Below are 21,957 nucleotides of genomic sequence, written 5' to 3' on the forward strand. Positions count from 1 at the left end.
GTACCTTTGCTTGCTGTTGGCGGTTTACCTGTTTACTGCGATCGCTTGCCAGTCATGTTGTACATTTGGTGCAAGCTGCACTGGATTCTCGTCTGAATTTAATTTGAGTGTAATGAGTGCCAACGCTCAACTTCTTTCAGATTCTTACGATGATTTGTCAACGATTTGTCAGATTCTTATGGTGTTAGCGAAACTGCTTTGGTGTCATTCCAGTAATTCGCTTAAACTGTTGTGTCAAATGACTTTGGCTGGAGAAGCCGACTTGCAGGGCGATGTCTGCGATCGCCAAATCTGTTTTCGACAGCATCACTTTTGCCTGTTCCACTCGCTGTTGAATCACATACTGATGCGGCGAGATTCCGATTGCTTGTTTAAACAAATTGGCAAAGTAAGTGGGGCTGATATTAACGACGTTTGACAGTTCAGCCAATGACAAATCTTGATCGAGATGAGTGTGAATGTAGTCGATCGCTTGCTGCAACTGGATATGAGTTAAGCTTCTATTCTCAGGTGCAATGATGGGCGCATCCTCAGAATAATGCCGCAAGAGATGAATGATTAATGCTTGAGACAAGGATTCAACATATAATCGCCCCATCATGCCACCGGATTTTACCTCTGCTAAAAGTAGCATGGCAATCTGCTGAAGATTCAAGTCTTGCTGACCGAAATGGTTGACCAGATTGACCCGCGTTGTATTGATTTCAGACGCTTCAGCAACTTGTTCAACCAGCTTTGGCTGCAAATGAATGTTGAGTTCCGTTTGGATAGCCTCACTGCCTGGACAACACCAGTAGCTCAACTGCTCAGCCGGAACCAAGAGGCTATCTCCTTCTTGAAAGATTGATTCGTGCCAGCGATTGTCGGACTTCTGGCTTAGATAAGTGGGATGCCCCTTCGGTAAGATTAGCCAATGATCGGACAGAGCAGGCAGTTCTATTTTCTCTATTTTGCCAGGAGTTGAAGTATAGTCATGCTGCTCAACTAAAATGCCATTCCAGCCCATCTGCCGACTGGATAAGGTCAGCGTTCTTTGGAGTCGTTGGTTCAGCTCACTGGGTTTAAGAAGGGAGTTTGTCATAGTTGCCTGCACCTACTCATTCACAGCTTGAAACATAAACGCTTTTGACCTTCTTAGCTTCTAACACGAGTTCATCTCAGGTCAATCCTCTTTAGGTCAACATCTTCTCTTTCACAAAAAGAATAGTATGCCAACTCAATGACGATTTTGCCGAAGAGATCTGGTAATGCCTCAAATAGATAGGCATTTTTAGCATCCTCAAAGCGAAACGACGATCGATGAATCTTGTGTGTTGATCGTCTGCACCAGAATTTCATGCAGAGGAGGCAGGAGTTTCGCGATCGCTTCTGCGTGACCTGCTGCAAGCCACTGATCAAAGGTCAACAAACCAGGATGCAATGCGCGTAAGGATGGTATATCCGCCCTGCTTTACCGTCGATCATCGCCTGCAAGAGGCGCGCGATCATCGAGTTCTGTGCGGCAGCTTCGGCTGTAACCTGCATGTATGGCACCTGCCGTGCCGTCGCCTGGCTTATCTTCGCTGCGATGTCGTTGTCCGATAGGGCATCGCTGGCAATATCAATGGTGCCACCTGTGGTTCAAAAATAGGCAAGGTCAAGCGACCCGTAACCGTTCAATGTCCCGAATGGGCGGTGCACCAAACATGCGGGCATATTCGCGGCTGAACTGTGAGGTACTCTCATACCCCACTTGATAAGCAGCCTGAGTTGCATCAGCATTCTCAGCCAGCATGATCTGCCGCGCTGTTAATAGCCTCAGTTGTTTTTGATATTGCAGCGGACTCATCGAGGTGACTGCTTTGAAGTGACGGTGGAATGATGCAGCAGACATGTTCGCTTGCTCTGCCAACTCCTCAACCCGGAGCGGCTTTGCAAAATCGGTTTTGATTTGTTTGATGACTTCAGCGATCCGCTGCATATTGCTGCCAGCGGTGGCAATCTGACGCACCGCCTCTCCTTGTTCTCCTATCAGCAGACGGTAATAGATTTCGCGGATGATCAGCGGTGCAAGAAACGAGATATTCTGCGGTGTATCCAAAAGCTGTGTCAGTCGGAGGGCACAATCAATCAACGGTGGATCGGCATCACTGATGAACCAGCCTCTCACTGATTCTTTTTGAGTGGTTTCTAGGCTCGTTTGAGCAATAATCTCACTGAGTTTGGCTGGGTCTAACTTTAGCTTAAATCCCAGATAGGGCTGATTGGAGGTCGCCTCTAGCACACGTCCACTCAGGGGCAAATCCACTGACACGACTAGATACTGGGCAACACTGTACCGATAGGTTTTCTCATTCAGCAACACTTCTTTTTTGCCCTGCACCACAATGCTGAGAAGCGGTTCGCTAACCGTCTGGATTGCGGTGGCAGGATTGCATTCTCGCATGAAGATCAGGAAATCGATCGCAGTGGCATGGGCACCGTTTCCCTGGTTGTCAGTGTGCCGAGCGACCAATGCCGCTAGTTCTTCACATTTATCGATCGTGCTCTTGTGGCTGAGTGTGTCAATCGTCATGCTGGATTCCTAATTGATGTAGCCCTGCTCATGCGCTTAATTATAGGAAATTTTTCTTCTTTGTCTGCGTCTTTTGAGAGAATTAGGCAATCATCTGCGAGGTTTGTGCATTTAACCTCCTGATTCTTGCTCATAGGATGAAACTATCCGAATACAGAAGTAGAAGGTTATGACAAACGACAAGAAAATCTGGTTAATCACCGGAGTTTCCCATGGTCTTGCCCAAGCGGTACTGCTGTATCTCCGACAACAGCGGAGCGGACATCTTGAGCAAGGTACTCAACGTTCCCGCCGACAAGGTTTGGAGCATCGTGCGGGACTTCGGAGCACTGCCAAAGTGGTTCCCGTTCGTCATCTTCCAGACCTGCCTTGATGAACTGGAGCGGCTTTTAAGATAGTTCTGCCGCATGAACCGATGCCACAATCTAAACTCATTACTGCAAAAGAACAGAGGAATACTCATGACTACCCAGGAAAAGACCAAGAAGGTTGTGCTGATTACGGGTGCAAGCAGCGGCATTGGTGAAGCTACCGCTCGTCTGCTCGCTCGTCAAGGTTTACAGGTCGTGTTGGGGGCACGTCGTACCGATCGACTCGAAACGATCGTATCTGAAATTCGCGACAAAGGGGGCGCAGCAGAGTACCGCACCCTAGATGTGACCAGCCTTGAAGACATGCAAGCCTTTGTCGAATTTGCCAAGGATAAGTTTGGTCACCTTGATGTGTTGGTGAACAATGCAGGCTTGATGCCGCTCTCTAAGCTAGAAGTGTTGAAGGTTGATGAATGGAACCGGATGATCGATGTCAACATTCGCGGTGTACTCCACGGTATCGCTGCTGCCCTTCCCACCTTTAAGCAGCAGCAATCCGGGCAGTTTATGAATCTATCCTCGATCGGGGGGCACAACGTGTACCCGACAGCCGCCGTGTACTGCGCGACTAAGTTTGCGGTTTGGGCAATCTCCGAGGGACTGCGGCAGGAATCGCCGGATATTCGGGTGACGGTGATCTCCCCTGGAAACACCGAATCTGAACTAGTTAACACCATTAGCGATGCTGAAGCGGCACAGTGGGTGGAGGAATTTCGAGGGTCAGCTATTCCAGCAGACGCGATCGCCCGTGCCATTGCCTTTGCGATCGAGCAACCCGCAGACGTGGATGTGAATGAGATCATTGTTCGACCGATCGGACAGAGCGGCTAAGCGCTAGCTGACTGGCAGAATTTCCTCCCACATCTTGAAAGGGCTGCACTTCTCATACTCAAAGTCGTAACCATGCTTCAAACGATACCGACATGAAGGGTTTCTTGTATGAAAACACAATTGATGCTCAACACATTAGCAGTGACGATCGGTTTGGGAGCTTTTGCATTGATAAGCTGTACTCCTCAATCGACGGCAGAAGCACCCGCGCCAGAGTCCTCCGTAGAAGCTTCTGCCACTGAATCTCCGTCAGTTGCTCCATCTCCTCAAACCTCTAGTAATCGCCAAACTATGAATCAAAATCAAGCTAGCACGGAAGCCTCCCAACCCACTAACCCTTACGTTGGAATGTGGGTCACGAAAGATGGTTATATCCGCCACGAACTTCTACCGAATAACCGTTACGACGAAGCTCGCGGTGACAGAGAGAGCGCGTATCAGGGACGCTATGAACTAACAGGAAATCGCATTAATTACTGGGACGATACCGGATTTACTGCGGATGGCGAGTTTCGTGACGGCGTACTTTATCACGGCGGCTATGTTTTTTACCGAAAAAGATGAACCCAAAACAAAGTTTAGGAGTGCAATGAACGAGATGAGTAATCAAGTCAGCGATCGTAAACACAGACAGGTTGTGTACTGGAAAAAAGCTGGATACAGAATAATCATTACCTTATTCTGCACTTTTGTTGCGTTGCTCATTGCGTTCTTGCCGCATGTGGTCACTGCACAAACTCAATCAGAGACTAGAACGATGACACAAACTCAACCCGAAAACCAGAGCCGTCGTGAAAAAGGTAACCAAGTCATCAATAAGCTGACTGGTGGCGCAGGGCAACCTGTACTCAATGCCTTACGACAGGATTTCCCGTTTCTGGCAGATGCGATCGTGGACTATTCGCTTGGTGAGGTTTGGTCGCGTCAGGGGCTAAACGATCGCACTCGTCAGCTTGCCACCGTTGCCGCCTTTGCTGCCACCGGAAATTTGCCACAAATGAAGGTTCACGCAGGCTATGCCCTCACTCTCGGCGTAACGCCAGACGAACTCAAAGAAATCATTTACCTGACGACAGTAACGGCTGGTTTTCCACGCTCGATTGATGCGGCACAAGCATTACGAGAAGTCTTCACCGCGCAATCAAAACCGTCCTGACGGCGTAAAGATGTCGCAGGTGCGGTCTGTCTAGATTTCAAAATAGCTTGATTGATCGAGATCGGGAATGAGCGCGGGCTGTGTTGGATGCCATCCTAATCGTTTCTGCGTTTGCACACTCGAAGCTGGACAGTCGGCACTCAGAAAATGCGCGAGCCAGCCGAAATGGTCGGCTGCTTCATCGGAGGACTTCGCGATCGTGGGTACATTCAAACGCCGTCCGACAACCTCGGCAATCTGTTTGACGGGTACGCCTTCGTCAGCAACTCCGTGATAGATTGCGCCCGCAGAACCTTTCTCAAGTGCCAGCCTGAACAGATGGGCAGCATCGAGCCGATGCACTGCACACCAGCGGTTGAGACCATCATTCACATACGCTGAAACACCCTTTTCACGAGCAATACTAATGAGCGCTGGAATAAAGCCGTGGTCGCCATCGCCATGCACCGACGGCGGCAGACGCACTACCGATGCCCGCACTCCCCGCGAAGCCATCGCCAGCACTGCTTCTTCCGAAGCGACACGCGGAGCCGCGACGGAGCTAGGATCGCCCGCGTCGTCTTCGGTTGCAATGCCACCCGGCGGAACGACCACGGTTCCGGAGGTGATGACGAAGGGGCGACCCGATCCCGCGATCGCATTCCCCATTGCCTCAACCGCCCGCCTATCTGTCTCGCCCGCCCCCGCATAATCCGAAAAGTCATGCACGAAGGCTGTATGGATGATTCCATCACAGTCGCGAACCCCTGCGATGAGGCTCTGTGTGTCCGATAGATCGCCTCGATGCACCTCAACGCCCATCTGCGCTAAAGCCTTGGCAGCAGCATCGTTACGCGCCAGTCCAACGACCTGATACCCCACGTTCAGCAACTCCTGAACAATGGCAGAGCCGATAAAACCCGTAGCACCAGTGATAAAGACACGCATCACGACTTCTCCTTGATTGGATGACGATGACTGCATTTGCAGACTCATGACGATCAAGATAAGCGATTGAGAAAATACGGTCTATGCTATAAAGTCCGTATTATCTTCGCGATCGTCCAGGATAGTTCATGGATCCACTCTCAGATGTGTTGTCACTGCTGAAACCTCGCAGCTATGTATCCGCTAGTTTGGATGCGGGTGGAACATGGTCGATTCAGTTCCCTCAGCATGAAGGGGTCAAGTTTAATGCTGTGATTTCGGGTCAGTGCTGGTTGTCTGTAGAAGGTATTCCCGACGCGGTGCGCTTGCAGTCGGGGGATTGCTTCCTGCTACCCAGAGGGCGACCTTTCTGCTTAGCAAGCGACTTAGCTTTGACCCCGATCGATGCTCATAAAATTTTTGCGATCGCACGCGAGGGTGGCATCGTCTCATACAATGGCGGCGGAGATTGCTTTGTTGTGGGTAGCCTCTTTGCTCTGGCTGGCAATCATGCTGACATTCTGTTGGGGGAACTGCCGCCGATCGTGTATATCCGGCAAGAATCAGATCAGGCAGCGCTGCGTTGGTCTCTGGAGCGAATGATGCAGGAACTGCGCGATCGACAACCAGGCTGCTTTCTAGTCATAGAACACCTCGCCCACATGATGCTAGTTCAGGCGCTGCGGCTGCATCTAGCGGAAGGGTTGAGAGGTGGCGTTGGATGGCTGTGTGCTCTGGCGGATCAACAGATGGGCGCGGCGATCCACGCGATGCACGATGATCCGGCGTATGGCTGGACATTACAGGAACTGGCGGAGCGTGTTGGCATGTCGCGATCGAGCTTTGCCCTGAAATTTAAAGCGACGGTTGGGGCATCACCGATGGCATACTTAACGCGCTGGAGAATGCTGCTAGCGGGGGACAGGTTGGCAAATTCTAGCGATTCCGTTTCCGTCATTGCTTTGTCACTCGGCTACGAATCAGAAAGCGCCTTCAGTACTGCCTTCAAGCGGATCATGGGCTGTTCGCCACGGCAATATAGCTGTAGACAGACTCCGGTTTCTCTTTTGCCCATCAAGGGATGAAGAGTACTTGATCGAGAACTAGGCGCAATGGATTGTCATTTCTATTACTTGGTTCAATCTTCTATAGAAGCATTGCTCGGAATCTAAGTTGCGATCGCACATTCTGACTCTAGAGAGTAGCTTTATTTTTTGATAGCTGATTCACTAGCAAAATTCTTGGCTTTTGCCTCAAAAGAATTTGCGATACAGCTAGAGAAACGACTTATGAAAGCAAATTCACTACCCCCTAAAATTTGGCGATCGCACCCACTTCACCAAAAACTGGAAAGATTCCTGGGCAGTCGGCTTTGACACGCCTCAGCAAGATTTCGTTCAATTCGTGTCATTCGCTTGACCGACAACACATTCCTCGATCGTCGCATACATCCCCTTTCTTGCTTCCGTGATGTGGTGGTTTACAGCCGATCTGACTCGTCGATCGATGCTGTGTCCAGGTCCGAGCCAACTGACTCGCGCTCGGGAGGCGTATTCACCGATGGGTTCGCAGTGTATCGCAATCCGTCGACGAGCAGAGCAACCATGCGGCGCACGTAGTCGGTTCGATCCCCGTCAGCCGACATACACAAGCTCGCAACCGCTCTCAGTAAGTCGTCTGGCTCGATATCGGTACGCACCTCACCCGCGCTAGCCGCTGCGTTGAGCAATGCTTGTAGCGCAGGACGGAGTCGCTTATCAAAGTAGATAGGCAAAGTGTTGAATGCCGGGTTTCCAGAGTGCAAGGCGGTTGCAAGTCCGCGTTTGGTTGCGATGAAGTCTGCATAGCGCTGCATCCAAAGCGCCAGCGCTTCACCCGGCGGATGTTTTGCTGCCAAGACCGATGCGGCATCCGCACAGGCATCGACCTGATGACGGAAGACCGCCACGATCAGATCCGAGCGTTGCGGAAAATGGCGATACACGGTGCCGATGCCGACACCAGCCTTCTCTGCAATCTCTCGTACAGGAGCGTCCACTCCCGAAGTTGCGAACACCGCCAACGCTGCCTCCAGCAGTGCATCAATATTCCGTTGCGCGTCAGCCCGCACAGGTCGCGACTTCGAGGCTTCGCGTCCGTAGTCACTGCCTTTCGCGTCCGTCTTCTTGCTCATTTTCACTCTCCACTTGACAAGGCGGAACATTGTTCCGTATTATGTGGAATATAGTTCCGCTTAAGCTAATTTAGCACAGCGGCGTAGACCAACATTGAGGCAAAAGAGATTACTATGCAAAACAACCGCATCGCCCTAATCACCGGGGCTAACCAAGGAATCGGACTCCAAATCGCCAAAGAGATGGCGCAACACGGCTTCACCGTGCTCGTCGGGTCGCGCAACTTCGAGAATGGTGAGACCGCCGCGAAAAGCATCGGGGCGAATGCTCACGCCCTTCAACTTGACGTGACGGACAGAGCGTCCATCGCCGCCGCCGTAGAGCGCGTTCGCAGTGAGTTCGGGCGGCTCGACGTGCTGGTGAACAACGCGGCCATCGCGCACGCGGGAGAACGGGGAAGGTCGCTCGAAGAGATGCTCCAGTCGAACCGCGCCAGCGTTGCGTCTCTGGACGAAGTGCGTACCGTTTTTGAGACCAACGTGTTCGGTGTTCTCGCCGTTACGCAGGCGATGCTACCACTGCTGCGCGAAGCACCTGCGGCGCGCATTGTTAACATCGGGAGCGGTGTCGGTTCGCTGACGCTGAACTCGGATCCGACCTGGGAGTATCGCACGGGGTATGGCGTGACTTACGCCGCCTCGAAGACCGCTCTCAACGCTATTACGCTGTCCTTTGCCATTGAACTGGAAGGGACAAACATCAAGGTTAACGTCGTCAGCCCCGGCTTCACCAAGACGGCTCTCAACAACTTCGCGGGCACAGACTCGATCGAAGAGGGTGCTCGTGAACCGGTGCGCGTCGCCCTGGAAGAGGACGGACCGACAGGCACCTTCTCTGGACCGAGCGGACCGCTCCCGTGGTAATCTTGCCTTCCCAGAAACGCTATTCAACAAACCGCTAACATCCCACTTGGACACGAGTTTCCAAGGAGAGACCAGAAGAAGTGTGACTATGCAAAAGCGCAAACTTGGAAACAGCAATTTGGAAGTCTCGGCTCTTGGTCTTGGCTGCATAGAATAAGCTTTTCCCATGCTCCGTCAAAAGAGGAGATGATTTCCCTGTCTCTCAGATCACGGTGCAGGGGGCACGCTACCCCGAACAACTGGAGCGCATAGCTGGACGCTGCTCTGCTATCGTCCCCGAATTGCTCAATGCCGTCCATCAGGTACTGGGTCTCGCCCAAAAGGTGCGATCGGGAATGGGGGCAATTTGACGATCGAAGCTCCGTTAATTGTGGGTCTGGGGAACAGTGATATCGTGGCGAGTGCGATCGCGGGCAATGGAGGTCGGATTCAGATTGCGCTCAGCGATCGACTACGACTGTGACTGTTCCCACCTCGATCGTTGAAGCGACCGCTTGGCATCGCAATGCTCAGACGGGTAAGGTTGAACTGACGGCGGGTCAGACTGCACCGGGAAGCACGATCTCAACTTGTAACCCGGTGTAACGTGTTTCTACAGTCGATCGCGCTGGGGTTCAAAAACAAGTAAGGTCAAGCGACTCGTAACCGTTCAATGTCTCGGATAGGTGGCGCACCAAACATGCGGGCATATTCGCGGCTGAACTGCGAGATGCTCTCATAGCCCACCTGATGAGCCACCTGGGTCGCACCCACATTCTCGGACAGCATGATCTGACGCGCTGCTGACAGTCTCAATTGCTTTTGATATTGCAGCGGACTCATCGAGGTCACTTGCTTAAAGTGGCGATGGAACGATGAAGCAGACATATTCGCCTGCTCAGCTAGATCCTCAACTCGGAGCGGCTGGGCAAACTCTGCTTTGAGTCGTTTGATGACTTCAGCAATCCGCTGCATATTGCTACCAGCCGTGGCAATCTGACGAATCGCCTCCCCTTGTTCACCAGTGAGCAGGCGGTAATAAATTTCGCGGATGACCATCGGGGCGAGAAACGGGATATCTTGCGGTGTCTCTAACAGCTTGGTCAGGCGGATAGCACAATCAATCAACGTTGAATCGGCATTACTGATAAACCAGCCGCTAACAGAATCTTTGTGATCGATACTTGGATTCGTTTGAGCGATGATTTCACAGAGCTGGGCAGAGTCTAGCTTTAGCTTAAGACATAAATAGGGTTTGTCGGGTGTCGCCTCGACAGCACATCCACTCATCGGCAAATCCACCGAAACAACCAAATACTGAGCAACGCCGTATCGATAAGCTTCTTCATTCAGCAGCACTTCTTTTTTACCTTGCACCACAAGACCAAGTACCGGTTCGCTGACACCGCGCATTGCTGTAACAGAATCACATTCCCGCATGAATGCTAAAGAATCGATCGCAGTTGCATGGGAACCGTTGCCCTTGCTGTGCGTGTGCCGAGCAACTAATGTCGCCAGTTCTTCACATTTGTCGATCGCTTCCTCATGACTCGTTGTCTCAATTCCCATGCATCCTGCCTGCTGTGATTGTTCTCATGCGCTTATTATAAGAACATTTTTTTGCTGCTTGCACCTTGCTTGGGAGGATTAGGCAAACATCTGCCAGGTTTGTGTATTTAAGCTCTTGGTTCTGGCTTATAGGATGAATCTATGCAAGTACAGCAGTGAGAGGCACTGGCTCAAGCGACTGATCTAGTTATCTGGGCAGATCGACACCCCGATATTGGACAGATTTGTGGCTAACGGGCAAAAAGTCCTTCGTGCCTTCCTCTTCACTAACCACTTCTCATAAACTTTTTGAACAAGGAGCACCCATGAAGACATGGTTTATTACAGGGACATCTCGCGGCTTTGGTCGCGAATGGACTCAGGCGGCACTAGAGCGAGGAGACAGAGTGGCTGCAACAGCGCGTAATCCTGACAGCCTCAATGACTTGGTAGAGCAATTTGGCGATCAGATCTTGCCTCTGCATTTGGATGTCACTGATCAAGCAGCGAACTTTGCAGCGGTGCAGGCAGCACATAAGCATTTTGGACAGCTTGATGTGATTGTGAATAATGCAGGCTATGGCTTGTTTGGAGCGATCGAAGAAGTCAGCGAGGCTGAAGCACGAGCGCAGATCGAAACTAATTTATTTGGGGCACTGTGGGTGACGCAAGCGGCATTACCCTACCTGCGATCGCAAGGCAGTGGACATATTCTCCAAGTTTCCAGCATCGGAGGGATCGGTGCATTCCCAATGCTCGGACTGTACCACGCCTCCAAATGGGGACTGGAAGGATTCAGTGAGGCACTCAGTCAGGAGGTCGCGCCCTTCGGTATCAAAGTCACGATTATCGAGCCGGGTGGGTTCAGTACAGATTGGTCGGGTAGCTCGGCGGTACACGCTACGCCGATCGCGGACTATGACAGCGTGCGGAATGCACGAGCAACTCGAAATGCGGATGTGAAAATTAGCGATCCCACTGCATCCAGTGCGGCAATCCTCAAGCTCGTCGATGCCGAGAATCCGCCGTTGCGTCTGCTCCTCGGCACGTTTGCAACTCAGATTGTCCCGCACATCTATGAGCAGCGATTAAAGGTCTGGACAGAATGGCAAGATGTGGCACGTGCTATTGACCAATAACGAATAGCACATTCAAGTTCAAGCAAGAAAAGTCGTAAACATTGATAAGGAGCAGTAACAATGACTGTACAAACAAATCTTGGCGGCAGCTTCACGCTGCCAAACACGTCGATCGCTTTAAATCGTCTAGGATACGGCGCAATGCAACTCGCGGGTAAAGGGGTCTTTGGTCCGCCGCGTGATGTCGATGCTGCGGTTGCCGTTCTGCGCGAGGCGATCGCACTCGGCATCAATCACATCGATACCAGCGACTTCTACGGTCCCCATATTACCAATCAGATTATCCAGCAAGCACTGCATCCCTATCCAGAGGATCTCGTCATTGTGACTAAGATTGGTGCCCGTCGTCCTGAAGATGGCTCGTGGCAACTTGCGATGTCGCGGCAGGAGCTGATTGATGCCGTTCACGACAACTTGCGAAACCTCGAAATTGATGCGATCGATGTTGTCAATCTTCGGATGATGGGTGACATGGCAAAACCATCGGAGGGTTCTCTCGCGGAGCCACTGACCGTTTTGGCTGAACTCAAACAACAGGGGCTGATCCGCCATATCGGACTCAGCAACGTCACGCCCAAGCAGTTAGCAGAGGCACAAACAATTACCGAGATCGTTTGCGTTCAGAACGAGTACAACTTAGTGCATCGTGAAGATGACGCTTTCATCGACGATCTGGCACGTCAGGGTGTAGCGTATGTCCCGTTCTTTCCGCTCGGTGGGTTTTCGCCGCTGCAATCGTCCACACTGAATGACGTTGCCGCCTCTTTGAATGCAACCCCAATGCAGGTCGCGTTAGCTTGGCTGCTTCATCGTTCTCCCAACATTTTGCTCATTCCCGGAACGTCATCGGTTGAGCATTTGCGCGAGAATCTTAAAGCCGCCGCTCTGCAACTTTCGCCCCAAGTGCTTGAAACGTTAAACGCGATCGCAACTCAAAAAGACAAATAATTGACGTTTCCAACTCTTCATTCACCTCAATCCACATTCACAAGCAACAAATAATGTCAAATTCTGATACTAAAGTTTGGTTGATTACGGGTAGCTCTAGCGGGTTTGGTCGATCGCTAGTTGAAGCGGTACTTAAGAAGGGCGATCGTGTGGTTGCCACGGCTCGAAAACCGGAACAACTCGATGATCTCGTTCAACAATACCCAGAGACAATCCATCCGGTTCGCCTAGATGTGACGAACCCACAAGAGATTCAAGCGTCGATCAAGTCGGCATTGAATCAGTACGCTTGTATTGATGTGCTGGTGAACAATGCGGGCTATGCCACACTGGGCGCGATTGAAGAATTTAGTGATGAAGACATTAGACGACAATTTGAGACGAATTTCTTCGGCGTACTGAATATGACTCGTGCCGTGTTACCAACAATGCGTAAACAACGCAGTGGTCACATTCTCAACATTTCTTCTTTTGCTGGCGTGGTTGCCTTTGGTGGACTCGGAATTTATAGTGCAACCAAGTTTGCTATAGAAGGAATTTCTGAAGCGTTAGTACAAGAAGTTAAGCCTTTAGGGATCAACGTGACGCTGATCGAACCAGGGACATTTCAGACGAATGGCGCTGCATCAGTCATCACTCCAAAGCAGCCGATCGCGGAATATGCCGCGACGATCGATTCAATGCAAGCAGCGATTGTCAGCCAACCGGGTGATCCAGCCAAAGCCGCTGTCGCAATGATTCAAGTCGTCGAAAGTGACAATCCACCTTTGCGATTAGCACTCGGCGAAGATTCAGCAAACGGAATTGCTCAAAAACTCGATGCAATGAAAGCTGAACTCGAAGCTTGGAAATCCGTTTCGCTTAGCACTGCATTTGAAGGTGAAACGGTAGGAGCAAGGAACTAGGAAACAACCAAAGGGTTGCAAAAACAGTAGTCGATCGCCGAAGCCGCATTTAAGCCCTAGAGTTTGGCGATCGCAGATTCTAACTCGATCGCAATCCCGAAAGACAGATGAGCGGCATGAGAAAGACCAATAATGTCAGTTATCCCTTCGTCGATCGTGGTTTCAACGCGGATATCCGGGTGAGCATCGAGGACACCACGCAATACAGGCTTATTATCTGGAAGAACGTTTATGAGAATTCGGTTAAAACGCCGCCGCTTCGGTCAATTAATGATCGTAGGTACGATCATGACAACAGCGGGGAACTGGATGAGGCGATCGATCGCTCAACCCAGTCCTAAACCCTCACCTATCCCCCCGATCGCTCAGCCCAATGGAGTGGCTGTGGCACTAAAGATTAATGGCAAACCTCAGTCACTTACGCTTGAACCGCGTGTGACGTTACTCGATGCCCTGCGCGAACATATCGGGCTGACTGGCTCGAAAAAAGGCTGCGATCACGGGCAGTGCGGTGCCTGCACGGTGATTGTAGATGGGCGGCGCGTGTTGTCCTGCCTGACGCTGATGGCAACGTGCGAAGGCAGCGAGGTGACGACGATCGAGGGTTTGGCACAAGGCGACGATCTGCACCCGATGCAGGCGGCGTTCGTCAAGAACGATGGATTTCAGTGCGGCTACTGCACACCGGGTCAGATTTGCTCAGCGGTCGCCATGTTGAACGAAGCGCAGAACGGCGGAGCGAGCTATGTCACCGCTGATGTGCGGCAGCAACCACGCCCGGTACAGCTCTCCGACGACGAGATCAAAGAAAGAATGTCGGGCAACCTCTGTCGCTGTGGTGCGTATCCAAACATTGTTGCGGCAATCAGAGAAGTTCACACGGGTGAGGCGGCGTAAATTATGAGACCTTTTCAATACACAAAAGCGAAGGACGCGAACACAGCCGTGCAAACCGTTGCAGCAAATGCAAATTCCCAGTTTCTAGCGGGCGGCACCAACCTGATTGACCTGATGAAGGAAGATGTAGCCCGTCCGGTTGAACTGGTGGATATCACGCGCTTGAACCTGACGCAAATCGGCACCGTTGCGGGAAGTGGCAATCTCTCGATCGGAGCGCTGGCGAAAAACTCCGATACGGCGAATCACCCCCTCGTGCGGCAAAACTACCCGCTGTTGACGCAGGCGATTTTAGCAGGCGCGTCGGGGCAGATTCGCAATATGGCGACCAATGGCGGCAATCTCAATCAGCGAACGCGCTGCCCGTACTTTTACGATACGGCGATGCCCTGTAACAAACGCGAACCGGGCAGCGGCTGTGGTGCGATCGCAGGCATCAACCGCAATCATGCGATTTTCGGCTGGTCGGAACAGTGCGTTGCGGTTTATCCCAGTGATATGGCGATCGCGCTTGCTGCCCTCGATCCGATTGTGCAGGTGCAGCGCTCAGACGGCACAGTGCGATCGATTGCCTTTACCAACTATCACCGTCTGCCAGAGAACAACCCGGAAAAAGACAACAACTTAGACCGAGGCGAATTGGTTACAGCGATCGAACTGCCGAGAAACAATTTTGCTGCTAAAAGTCACTACTTGAAAGTGCGCGATCGCAGCAGTTACGCCTTTGCGCTCGTCTCGGTCGCCGTCGCACTGGAAACCAGCGGCAACACGGTCAATCAAGTGCGAATCGCAATGGGTGGTGTAGCACACAAACCCTGGCGCGCCACGGCAGCCGAAACGTTTCTAGCGGGTAAAGCGGCAACCGAAGCGAATTTTCTAGCGGCGGCTGAAGCGGAAATGCGGAATGCTAAACCGCTCGAACACAACGCCTTCAAAGTCGAACTCGGTAAGCGGATGATCGTCCGCGCTTTAATCCAAGCGATGGGTAGCGATAGAGCTTGATGCGTAAAATTTTGGATCAAGGAGACGAATAAGATGGCATTAATCGGCAAACGCCGCTAAATTCAACCCGCCGCGAATAGTGCATTCTGAACGAGAAAACTGCTTGTCGCACATCATCGGCGGCGTGATTTTTGGTATCGGCTCGGCGCTGCTGGAAAAATCATTCAAAGGAGAAGGAGAATGAAAATGTCGAGACGTGGAATGTTGACTGCGGCTTGCGGCTGCTGTCTTGCCGCGCTGGGTGCAGCGGCATGTTCCACCAACGCGCAGGATTCGCAAGTCGTGACCCAAGCCAGCGGCTCTGATCGGGAGAGAAAATCAAGTGCACGCGGCGAACGTCGTGACGGGTCGGGATTGCCCGACTTGCATCACGTCGCCCTGATTGTGGCTGATCGAGACCGCTCACTCGCAAAGCTCCAAGACGGCTTCGGCTTCGGTCGTTCGCACGTCTTCGATGCCCAGTTTCCGAAGGCTCGCGTGTCGAGCGGCGTGACCGGATTCAATCTTCGCATTGGGTTCACCTGGATGGGGAATACGTTGCTTGAACTGCTGCAACCTGTGGACGATCGCTCTCCCCACGCGACTTTTCTCAAGGAACGCGGAGAGGGAATGCACCACCTGGGGTTTCTTGTGCGCTCGATCGAGCGTGAACTCGACGCGATGGCGGCGACGCGTGGCGGGCAACGTCCGCCCTTGTTGGTTGATGCGATGACCGCTGATGGCGTGAGCTGGTGCTATGTCGAGGGCGAATATGCGAACGGCGCAGTCATCGAGCTGATCGAGCGCAGCCCCGAATCCGAGAAGTTCTTCAAGCAGATATACCAAGCGACCGGCGGTCGGATGCCGGACTGAGGCGGGCGATAAACGACGATACGAACACACAAAATGCGGAAGCAAGGAAACCAATCAGATGGCAGTGACAGGTAAACCGATTGACCGCGTTGACGGGCGATTGAAGGTAACAGGCGCGGCGAAATACGCCGCCGAATTTAACCAGCCGAATATGGCTTACGCTTTTCCGGTCTGTTCGACGATCGCTAAAGGAACGATCACGGCGATCGATACGAGCGCGGCTTTAAGCGCGGCGGGCGTTCTAACTGTTTTAACGCATGAAAACGCCGTCAAATTAAAAGCCATTAATCCAGCGGAGCAAATGAAAGCGGGCGTTCAGCTCGTCGGCGAGGATTTGCCGCCGCTCCAGACTAATAAAATTTATTATTTCAAGCAGTGCGTCGCTTGCGTTGTTGCCGAAACTTACGAGCAGGCGCGTTTCGCCGCTGCGCTGGTCAAAATCACTTACGCCCAGGAGAAGCCCGCGAGCGATTTGAAAAGCGGATTGGCGAACGGTTATGTCCCGGAAAAGAATATGGGACAGCCCGCGCAGATCAACTCCGGCAAAGCCGCCGCGCCCTTTGCCGCCGCGCCGGTTAAATTTGAGCGGACTTACACGACCCCGACCGAGACTCATCATCCGATGGAGCCACACGCCGCCGTGGCGGTGTGGGACAGCGCGGGTAAGCTAACGATTTACGATTCGTCCCAAGGCGTTCTAAATATAAAAGCAACGGCGGCTTATTTTCTCCAAATCAAGCCGGAAAACGTGCGCGTACTTTCGCCGTTTGTCGGCGGTGCTTTCGGCGGTAAAGGATTGTGGATGCAGCCCGTGCTGGCGGCGATGGCGGCTCAAGCGGTTAAGCGTCCAGTCAAAGTTGTTCTCACGCGCCAGATGCTGGTGGCGCAAGTCGGGCGACGACCCGAAACGAGTCAGAAAATCGCCCTCGGCGCAGGTAAGGACGGAAAACTTTCTGTGGTCCGACACCACACCGACACCTACAACAATAATGTCTGTGACTATCTTGAGCCGTGCGGTTCTGGAACCCAGTCTTTATATAACGCTACAGTGCGGGAAATTACTTACAAAGTCGCCAAATTAAATCTCGGCTCGCCGACGTATATGCGCGCTCCCGGAAAAACACCTGGCACTTTTGCGTTTGAATCGGCGATGGACGAGCTAGCGCATGAGTTGAAAATTGACCCGATCGAGTTTCGCATCATTAACCATGCGATAAACGACCCGCTGACCAAAACTCCGTTTTCGAGCGAGTATTTGCGCGAATGTTACCGGATAGGTGCAGAAAAATTCGGCTGGTCGAAGCGCAAATCGCAGCCGCGTCAAACGCGCAACGGAAAATATTGGGTCGGTTACGGAATGGCAGCGGCGACTTATCCGGGAGTCCGCCTTGCCGCGAGCGCCCGCGTGCAGATGATGTCAAACGGCGACGTTAAAGTAATGAGCGCAACGCACGACCTCGGCACGGGAACTTATACGGTCATGGCGCAGGCGGCATCGGACGCGCTCGGAGTTCCACTTGAAAGAATCAAAGTCGAAATCGGTGACACGAACTTGCCGAACGCCCCGCTCTCTGTTGGTTCGATGACGGTGGCGACCGTCCTTCCGGCGGTGCTAGCGGCGTGCGAAATGCTCCGCAAAAACTTAATGGGGATGGCGACGGCTGACGGGAAATCAGAGTTAAGCGGCAGACGTGCTGAAGAAGTCGCTTTCGCCGACGCGAAATTTTTCATTAAAGGCGACTCTGGAAAATCGGATTCATACGCTGACATTATGCAGCGTAATGGCAAAACAATGATGGAAGCCTGCGCGACGACAAAACCTGTGTCAGGTCCGCCCTCTAACGCGCCGTGTCTGGTTGCACAGGCGGCACCCGAAGAAAACAAGGACGACAAAAAATACTCGTTTCATTCGTTCGGGGCGCAGTTCACCGAAGTTTGGGTGGACGAAGACCTCGGCATCGCGCACGTCAAACGGTTTACGAGCGTTCACGATGTTGGAATCATTATGAACGAAAAGACGGCTCGTTCCCAGATTATTGGCGGTGTGATCATGGGCATCGGCGCGGCTCTGATGGAAATCACCGAACACGATAAACGCTGGGCATATCCAGTGACGCGATCGTTCGCCGATTATCACGTTCCGGCAAATCTGGACGTGCCTCCGATCGACGTTTATTTTATCAACAAGCCCGACCCGCACATTTCGCCGATGGGGGCGCGCGGAGTCGGCGAGATTGGGATTGTCGGTGTCGGCGCGGCGATCGCGAATGCGATTTTTAACGCGACCGGCAAGCGTATCCGTGATCTGCCAATCACACTCGATAAATTGCTGTAGGGACGATTGATGAACAATTTACAAGCAATTCTAGAAGCATTTCAAGCCACTCACCAGCGCCGTGAACCCGTGTTTTTAGCTACTGTCGTCAATACTCAAGGCTCTACCTATCGCCGCTCCGGTGCGCGGATGCTGATGACGCAATCCGGCGAAACGATCGGCATGGTGAGTGGGGGTTGCCTAGAGCAAGATATTCTGGAACACACGCGGCAGATGTCGCGGAGTGAGGCGATCGTCGTTACCTACGACAGCACCGCTGAACAAGAAGATATTCTCTGGGGATTCGGACTAGGCTGCAACGGCATGGTGCAAGTTCTAATCGAATCTTTGCTGCCTGATGCCTGCAATTCACTCACGGTTCTAGATGAGTGCTGGCGCGATCGCACACCTGCCGTATTAGCCAGCATCCTTCAATCGGAAGGCTCGATCGCGCAAACATCAATCCGTCTAGGAACCTGTCTCGCCTTGACACCAGACAAACTGATTGTTTTTGATCAGTCTCACTCTGATTTAGTCACCGCGATCGTGGCAGAGATTCAAGCCGTTTTAGTTCAGCGAACGGGTGGATTCTTGAAACATCGCTCTGTCCCCATCCATTCCTCAAATGCGTTCAACCTCTAATGCGATCGGACTGGTTTTATTAGCTGCGGGAGCCTCTTCTCGCATGGGAACTGCTAAACAACTGCTGCCTTATCAAGGACGCAGCTTACTGCGTTACATGGCAGAAGTGGCGCTGGCATCAAGGTGTAGCTCGGTTGTCGTTGTGCTAGGTGCTCATGTCGATCGTACTCGATTAGAAATTCGCGATCTCCCGGTACAGACCATTGAAAATCCCCACTGGTCATCCGGAGTGGGCAGTTCAATTCAGGCGGGTGTACAGCAGATCACCGCACAGCCGCTAGACGCAATTATCGTGATGTTGTGTGATCAACCTTTAGTAACTTCCGCGAACCTCAATCAACTGATCGAATCCTATCAAGCCACTCAGCCCTCAGTGATTGCTTCTGCCTATGCTGATACGCTAGGTGTACCAGCTTTATTTAGTCATCAGTTGTTTCCAGACTTATTGAGGTTAAGTCCGAACGAGGGAGCAAAGCATCTGATTAAGCAATACCGCGATCGCGTTGACTCGATTTCCTTTCCAAAAGGCGCGATCGACTTAGACACCCCAGAAGACTATCAGCGGTTGCACTCTAACCTGCATTCACTCTAAGTTTTCTATACTACTAAGGGAGCCATAGTCTCATGTCTTCGATTGAAACTCAGTTTCTTAATATCAAAGCTCATCACGCGCAGTACTCCGCGATCAATCCCAAGACAACTTTAAAAGGCAGCGCGTCAGACAAGATCGTTTTCATTACTGGTGCATCACAGGGTATCGGTCAGGCTACTGCTGTAGCCTTTGCTCAAGCGGGTGCTAAAGCTGTCTATATCACGGCAAGATCAGAAAAAGCGCTTGAGGAGACGAGAACACGAGTGAAAGAGGCGAATCCAGAAACGCAATGTGCATACACGGTCTGCGATGTAACGAACGAGGAGCAGGTTAAAGCGTCGATCGAGGATTGTGCGACCCAATTTGGCGGCATCGACGTAGCCGACTCAAATGCAGGTTATCTCGATCGATGGCAGAAGATTGGAGAATCGGATACCACGAGTTGGTGGAACACTTGGGAGGTCAATCTAAAGGGCACTTATTATCTCATTCGGTACACGCTACCTTACCTGATCGAATCGGCACAGAAGCACTCTGCCAGAGGCTCTACGGGTGGTCATCTCATTCTCGTTTCTTCGATCGGCGCTCAACTGTTGACACCGACCGCATCTGACTACCAGACCTCTAAGCACGCGATCAACCGCCTTTGCGTTCGTTGACGTTGATCATGGCAACGATGGGGTGAAATGCTTTGCCATCCATCCCGGAGGAGTACCCACCGCGACAGCAAAGAACATGCCCGAAGCACTCCACACCAACCTTGTAGACGAACCTGAATTGGCAGCCGGGTTTGCGGTTTGGCTTTGTTCGGGCGCGGCTGACTGGGCGAAGGGTCGATACTTGAGCTGCAACTGGGATGTTGGTGAGTTGACACATCTCAAAGACCAAATCGTCCTTGAGGATTTGCTGGTTAATCGTTTGCGCACTAAGGCTTGATGCAATCATCAACACTCGAATGAATTTTTCGAGGTTCCCCACAGTATGTTCAGCGCCCAAAATACACCGCTCAATAATAATCGGTATCCTGATATTCGGTGGAAGAGCGCGATCGAGGTGATTTCAAAAATTTAACTTCAACTGATCATCGAATTGCGATCGCGCCAGAACCGAGCTACTGAATCTTAGCTCAGTCCGCATTCCCGATTAGGGCATCTCACAAACAACTCGAAAACCGAGACCAACGAGGCTGCTGTCGGAGGAATAGAGGTGGCGACTCGCAGAACGACAACGATCCGGAAAATGGCTCGAAGAACCGCCCCGCGCAACGTATATCACATCACTATCAGTGTTCCACTCGCTTGCGTCAGCGACTGCGCTGGCAGCGTGACTCTCATGATCAAATCTCCAAGCACTGCCGTCAGCGGCTGCACCCTCATAGTTACCCGAATAGTTATCCAAACACCATTCCGACACATTCCCGTGCAGGTCGTACAAGCCAAAAGCATTCGGCGGAAAAGCATCGACTGGAGTTGTATAGTCACGGTAAACCCCTTTTGAACCTTGATCGTAGGAACCCGAAAAGAAAAATTGCTCATTTACACTCCCAGCATCCCTCCCGCGATAATTGGCTAAATCGGTTGTAATGGTTTTGCCAAAATAAAAAGGGGTTTCAGTTCCCGCCCGACAAGCATATTCCCATTCTGTCTCGGTTGGGAGTCGATAAGTTCGTCCGGTCTCTCGTGATAGACGTTGACAAAATTCAATCGCTTCCTCCCAACAGACGCATTCTACGGGTAGATTATCGCCTTCATAGCCAGATGGATCAGGGTCTAACTCTCGCTCTACGGGTAGAGTATTCCCGATCGCTCGCCACTGTGCTTGGGTAACTGGATATTTTCCTATATAAAAGGGTTGTAGGGTGACTGGGTGTTGAGGGCTTTCATCTTCACATCGATCGTGTTCTGACTCTGGCGAACCCATGACAAATTGACCGCCAGGGATTGCTACCATCTCTAACCCAACTTCATCTGCCAAGGGTTCGCGAAATGCAAAGGCTTGACCCTGCTTTCGTTCAACGATCTGACCCTGTTCATCAACCTGTACAGTTTCAAATTCAAAGGAATATGGGTCGTTAACTTTGATGAGAGACATAAGATTGCGACTCTATTAGCCTAGTGGTTTTAGGACTACTAATTTGCTGAAATGTTTCGTCAATGGTTGCCCTCGATCGTGCCACGAGTAACCGTCACCAATAAACTCAAAGGCGACGAAAATGATTTCTCTAATGCCCGCCACCGCCAGCAACAGGTTTGATTTTCTTGAAGAAGAGTACCAGCACTGCACT

Annotated in this window: 25 protein-coding genes; 17 read left to right on the forward strand and 8 right to left on the reverse strand. The window is 51.8% G+C overall.

Features of this window, described 5'->3' with window-relative positions; genetic code table 11:
• Positions 1-184: 184 nt before the first annotated feature.
• The 3 genes from NIES2104_RS15195 to NIES2104_RS15200 all read right to left on the reverse strand — a co-directional run bounded on the left by NIES2104_RS15195 (position 185) and on the right by NIES2104_RS15200 (position 2,554).
• Positions 185-1,081, reverse strand: coding sequence for an AraC family transcriptional regulator (locus tag NIES2104_RS15195; RefSeq protein ID WP_058999101.1), 897 nt, complete (start codon positions 1,079-1,081; stop codon positions 185-187).
• 198 nt (positions 1,082-1,279) lie between these two features.
• A complete protein-coding gene (locus NIES2104_RS33460; RefSeq protein WP_263970964.1) occupies positions 1,280-1,408 on the reverse strand; it encodes a hypothetical protein in 129 nt (42 codons plus the stop codon).
• Positions 1,409-1,636: 228 nt separating this feature from the next.
• A complete protein-coding gene (locus NIES2104_RS15200) occupies positions 1,637-2,554 on the reverse strand; it encodes an AraC family transcriptional regulator (RefSeq protein WP_058999102.1) in 918 nt (305 codons plus the stop codon).
• 212 nt (positions 2,555-2,766) lie between these two features.
• Here NIES2104_RS15200 and NIES2104_RS15205 point away from each other — a divergent pair, with 212 nt between their 5' ends.
• From NIES2104_RS15205 to NIES2104_RS15220, 4 genes are all read left to right on the forward strand, one after another.
• Complete coding sequence (locus tag NIES2104_RS15205) at positions 2,767-2,952, forward strand: SRPBCC family protein (RefSeq protein ID WP_058999104.1); 186 nt, start codon at positions 2,767-2,769, stop codon at positions 2,950-2,952.
• Positions 2,953-3,015: 63 nt separating this feature from the next.
• Complete coding sequence (locus NIES2104_RS15210; RefSeq protein WP_058999107.1) at positions 3,016-3,756, forward strand: SDR family oxidoreductase; 741 nt, start codon at positions 3,016-3,018, stop codon at positions 3,754-3,756.
• Between the two features lie 108 nt (positions 3,757-3,864).
• A complete protein-coding gene (locus NIES2104_RS31815; protein WP_202815075.1) occupies positions 3,865-4,320 on the forward strand; it encodes an Atu4866 domain-containing protein in 456 nt (151 codons plus the stop codon).
• A 34-nt stretch (positions 4,321-4,354) separates the two neighbouring features.
• Positions 4,355-4,912 (forward strand): carboxymuconolactone decarboxylase family protein, encoded by a 558-nt coding sequence (locus NIES2104_RS15220; protein ID WP_156426962.1) that lies wholly within the window; start codon positions 4,355-4,357, stop codon positions 4,910-4,912.
• Between the two features lie 30 nt (positions 4,913-4,942).
• On the opposite strand, the gene NIES2104_RS15225 is transcribed toward NIES2104_RS15220, so the two are convergent.
• Positions 4,943-5,875, reverse strand: a complete 933-nt coding sequence (locus NIES2104_RS15225; RefSeq protein ID WP_202815076.1) for an SDR family oxidoreductase — start codon at positions 5,873-5,875, stop codon at positions 4,943-4,945.
• Between the two features lie 92 nt (positions 5,876-5,967).
• Here NIES2104_RS15225 and NIES2104_RS15230 point away from each other — a divergent pair, with 92 nt between their 5' ends.
• Positions 5,968-6,903: an AraC family transcriptional regulator gene (locus NIES2104_RS15230; RefSeq protein WP_058999109.1), complete on the forward strand. Its 936-nt coding sequence runs from the start codon at positions 5,968-5,970 to the stop codon at positions 6,901-6,903.
• A 395-nt stretch (positions 6,904-7,298) separates the two neighbouring features.
• Here the strand turns inward: NIES2104_RS15230 and NIES2104_RS15235 are convergent, their stop codons facing one another.
• The gene (locus tag NIES2104_RS15235; RefSeq protein ID WP_082690002.1) at positions 7,299-7,991 is read right to left on the reverse strand and encodes a TetR/AcrR family transcriptional regulator; all 693 of its coding nucleotides are present in this window, start codon (positions 7,989-7,991) and stop codon (positions 7,299-7,301) included.
• Positions 7,992-8,105: 114 nt separating this feature from the next.
• On the opposite strand from NIES2104_RS15235, the gene NIES2104_RS15240 reads away from it, so the two are divergent.
• The gene (locus NIES2104_RS15240; protein ID WP_058999111.1) at positions 8,106-8,855 is read left to right on the forward strand and encodes an SDR family oxidoreductase; all 750 of its coding nucleotides are present in this window, start codon (positions 8,106-8,108) and stop codon (positions 8,853-8,855) included.
• Positions 8,856-9,314: 459 nt separating this feature from the next.
• Positions 9,315-9,440: a hypothetical protein gene (locus NIES2104_RS33465; RefSeq protein WP_263970966.1), complete on the forward strand. Its 126-nt coding sequence runs from the start codon at positions 9,315-9,317 to the stop codon at positions 9,438-9,440.
• Positions 9,441-9,485: 45 nt separating this feature from the next.
• On the opposite strand, the gene NIES2104_RS15250 is transcribed toward NIES2104_RS33465, so the two are convergent.
• The gene (locus NIES2104_RS15250) at positions 9,486-10,403 is read right to left on the reverse strand and encodes an AraC family transcriptional regulator (RefSeq protein ID WP_058999115.1); all 918 of its coding nucleotides are present in this window, start codon (positions 10,401-10,403) and stop codon (positions 9,486-9,488) included.
• 305 nt (positions 10,404-10,708) lie between these two features.
• On the opposite strand from NIES2104_RS15250, the gene NIES2104_RS15255 reads away from it, so the two are divergent.
• Genes NIES2104_RS15255 through NIES2104_RS15265 form a run of 3 tightly spaced genes read left to right on the forward strand, consistent with a single transcriptional unit; the run spans position 10,709 to position 13,374 of the window.
• Entirely contained in the window at positions 10,709-11,521 is an 813-nt protein-coding gene (locus tag NIES2104_RS15255; RefSeq protein WP_058999117.1) for an SDR family oxidoreductase, read from the forward strand.
• A 60-nt stretch (positions 11,522-11,581) separates the two neighbouring features.
• Positions 11,582-12,469 carry an aldo/keto reductase family oxidoreductase gene (locus tag NIES2104_RS15260; protein ID WP_058999119.1) on the forward strand — a complete coding sequence of 296 codons (888 nt, stop codon included), beginning with the start codon at positions 11,582-11,584 and terminating at the stop codon, positions 12,467-12,469.
• Positions 12,470-12,522: 53 nt separating this feature from the next.
• Complete coding sequence (locus NIES2104_RS15265; RefSeq protein WP_058999121.1) at positions 12,523-13,374, forward strand: oxidoreductase; 852 nt, start codon at positions 12,523-12,525, stop codon at positions 13,372-13,374.
• Between the two features lie 56 nt (positions 13,375-13,430).
• Here the strand turns inward: NIES2104_RS15265 and NIES2104_RS31820 are convergent, their stop codons facing one another.
• Positions 13,431-13,577 carry a hypothetical protein gene (locus NIES2104_RS31820; RefSeq protein WP_156426963.1) on the reverse strand — a complete coding sequence of 49 codons (147 nt, stop codon included), beginning with the start codon at positions 13,575-13,577 and terminating at the stop codon, positions 13,431-13,433.
• A 28-nt stretch (positions 13,578-13,605) separates the two neighbouring features.
• On the opposite strand from NIES2104_RS31820, the gene NIES2104_RS15270 reads away from it, so the two are divergent.
• The 7 genes from NIES2104_RS15270 (at position 13,606) to NIES2104_RS15300 (ending at position 20,332) form a co-directional block, all read left to right on the forward strand.
• Entirely contained in the window at positions 13,606-14,271 is a 666-nt protein-coding gene (locus NIES2104_RS15270) for a 2Fe-2S iron-sulfur cluster-binding protein (protein WP_058999123.1), read from the forward strand.
• A gap of 3 nt (positions 14,272-14,274) precedes the next feature.
• Positions 14,275-15,273 carry a xanthine dehydrogenase family protein subunit M gene (locus NIES2104_RS15275; protein WP_058999125.1) on the forward strand — a complete coding sequence of 333 codons (999 nt, stop codon included), beginning with the start codon at positions 14,275-14,277 and terminating at the stop codon, positions 15,271-15,273.
• 186 nt (positions 15,274-15,459) lie between these two features.
• Positions 15,460-16,125, forward strand: coding sequence for a VOC family protein (locus NIES2104_RS15280; RefSeq protein WP_058999127.1), 666 nt, complete (start codon positions 15,460-15,462; stop codon positions 16,123-16,125).
• A 58-nt stretch (positions 16,126-16,183) separates the two neighbouring features.
• A complete protein-coding gene (locus NIES2104_RS15285; protein WP_058999129.1) occupies positions 16,184-18,460 on the forward strand; it encodes a xanthine dehydrogenase family protein molybdopterin-binding subunit in 2,277 nt (758 codons plus the stop codon).
• A 9-nt stretch (positions 18,461-18,469) separates the two neighbouring features.
• Positions 18,470-19,081, forward strand: a complete 612-nt coding sequence (locus NIES2104_RS15290; protein ID WP_058999131.1) for an XdhC family protein — start codon at positions 18,470-18,472, stop codon at positions 19,079-19,081.
• Positions 19,065-19,673: an NTP transferase domain-containing protein gene (locus NIES2104_RS15295; protein ID WP_058999133.1), complete on the forward strand. Its 609-nt coding sequence runs from the start codon at positions 19,065-19,067 to the stop codon at positions 19,671-19,673. The genes NIES2104_RS15290 and NIES2104_RS15295 overlap by 17 nt, the downstream gene beginning before the upstream one ends.
• Before the next feature lie 32 nt (positions 19,674-19,705).
• Positions 19,706-20,332, forward strand: a complete 627-nt coding sequence (locus tag NIES2104_RS15300; protein WP_202815077.1) for an SDR family oxidoreductase — start codon at positions 19,706-19,708, stop codon at positions 20,330-20,332.
• A 484-nt stretch (positions 20,333-20,816) separates the two neighbouring features.
• Here NIES2104_RS15300 and NIES2104_RS15305 read toward each other — a convergent pair whose 3' ends face one another.
• Positions 20,817-21,764, reverse strand: a complete 948-nt coding sequence (locus NIES2104_RS15305) for a formylglycine-generating enzyme family protein (RefSeq protein ID WP_063270210.1) — start codon at positions 21,762-21,764, stop codon at positions 20,817-20,819.
• Positions 21,765-21,957: the final 193 nt, after the last annotated feature.

The organism is Leptolyngbya sp. NIES-2104 (assembly GCF_001485215.1).
GTDB lineage: Bacteria > Cyanobacteriota > Cyanobacteriia > Leptolyngbyales > Leptolyngbyaceae > Leptolyngbya.

Bases quoted from the DNA above. Each gene is read 5' to 3' on its own strand.
- NIES2104_RS15195 (WP_058999101.1), bottom strand. From the start codon at position 1,081: ATGACAAACTCCCTTCTTAAACCCAGTGAGCTGAACCAACGACTCCAA.
- NIES2104_RS15200 (WP_058999102.1), bottom strand. From the start codon at position 2,554: ATGACGATTGACACACTCAGCCACAAGAGCACGATCGATAAATGTGAA.
- NIES2104_RS15205 (WP_058999104.1), top strand. From the start codon at position 2,767: ATGGTCTTGCCCAAGCGGTACTGCTGTATCTCCGACAACAGCGGAGCG.
- NIES2104_RS15210 (WP_058999107.1), top strand. From the start codon at position 3,016: ATGACTACCCAGGAAAAGACCAAGAAGGTTGTGCTGATTACGGGTGCA.
- NIES2104_RS31815 (WP_202815075.1), top strand. From the start codon at position 3,865: ATGAAAACACAATTGATGCTCAACACATTAGCAGTGACGATCGGTTTG.
- NIES2104_RS15220 (WP_156426962.1), top strand. From the start codon at position 4,355: ATGAGTAATCAAGTCAGCGATCGTAAACACAGACAGGTTGTGTACTGG.
- NIES2104_RS15225 (WP_202815076.1), bottom strand. From the start codon at position 5,875: ATGCAGTCATCGTCATCCAATCAAGGAGAAGTCGTGATGCGTGTCTTT.
- NIES2104_RS15230 (WP_058999109.1), top strand. From the start codon at position 5,968: ATGGATCCACTCTCAGATGTGTTGTCACTGCTGAAACCTCGCAGCTAT.
- NIES2104_RS15235 (WP_082690002.1), bottom strand. From the start codon at position 7,991: ATGAGCAAGAAGACGGACGCGAAAGGCAGTGACTACGGACGCGAAGCC.
- NIES2104_RS15240 (WP_058999111.1), top strand. From the start codon at position 8,106: ATGCAAAACAACCGCATCGCCCTAATCACCGGGGCTAACCAAGGAATC.
- NIES2104_RS15250 (WP_058999115.1), bottom strand. From the start codon at position 10,403: ATGGGAATTGAGACAACGAGTCATGAGGAAGCGATCGACAAATGTGAA.
- NIES2104_RS15255 (WP_058999117.1), top strand. From the start codon at position 10,709: ATGAAGACATGGTTTATTACAGGGACATCTCGCGGCTTTGGTCGCGAA.
- NIES2104_RS15260 (WP_058999119.1), top strand. From the start codon at position 11,582: ATGACTGTACAAACAAATCTTGGCGGCAGCTTCACGCTGCCAAACACG.
- NIES2104_RS15265 (WP_058999121.1), top strand. From the start codon at position 12,523: ATGTCAAATTCTGATACTAAAGTTTGGTTGATTACGGGTAGCTCTAGC.
- NIES2104_RS15270 (WP_058999123.1), top strand. From the start codon at position 13,606: ATGAGAATTCGGTTAAAACGCCGCCGCTTCGGTCAATTAATGATCGTA.
- NIES2104_RS15275 (WP_058999125.1), top strand. From the start codon at position 14,275: ATGAGACCTTTTCAATACACAAAAGCGAAGGACGCGAACACAGCCGTG.
- NIES2104_RS15280 (WP_058999127.1), top strand. From the start codon at position 15,460: ATGTCGAGACGTGGAATGTTGACTGCGGCTTGCGGCTGCTGTCTTGCC.
- NIES2104_RS15285 (WP_058999129.1), top strand. From the start codon at position 16,184: ATGGCAGTGACAGGTAAACCGATTGACCGCGTTGACGGGCGATTGAAG.
- NIES2104_RS15290 (WP_058999131.1), top strand. From the start codon at position 18,470: ATGAACAATTTACAAGCAATTCTAGAAGCATTTCAAGCCACTCACCAG.
- NIES2104_RS15295 (WP_058999133.1), top strand. From the start codon at position 19,065: ATGCGTTCAACCTCTAATGCGATCGGACTGGTTTTATTAGCTGCGGGA.
- NIES2104_RS15300 (WP_202815077.1), top strand. From the start codon at position 19,706: ATGTCTTCGATTGAAACTCAGTTTCTTAATATCAAAGCTCATCACGCG.
- NIES2104_RS15305 (WP_063270210.1), bottom strand. From the start codon at position 21,764: ATGTCTCTCATCAAAGTTAACGACCCATATTCCTTTGAATTTGAAACT.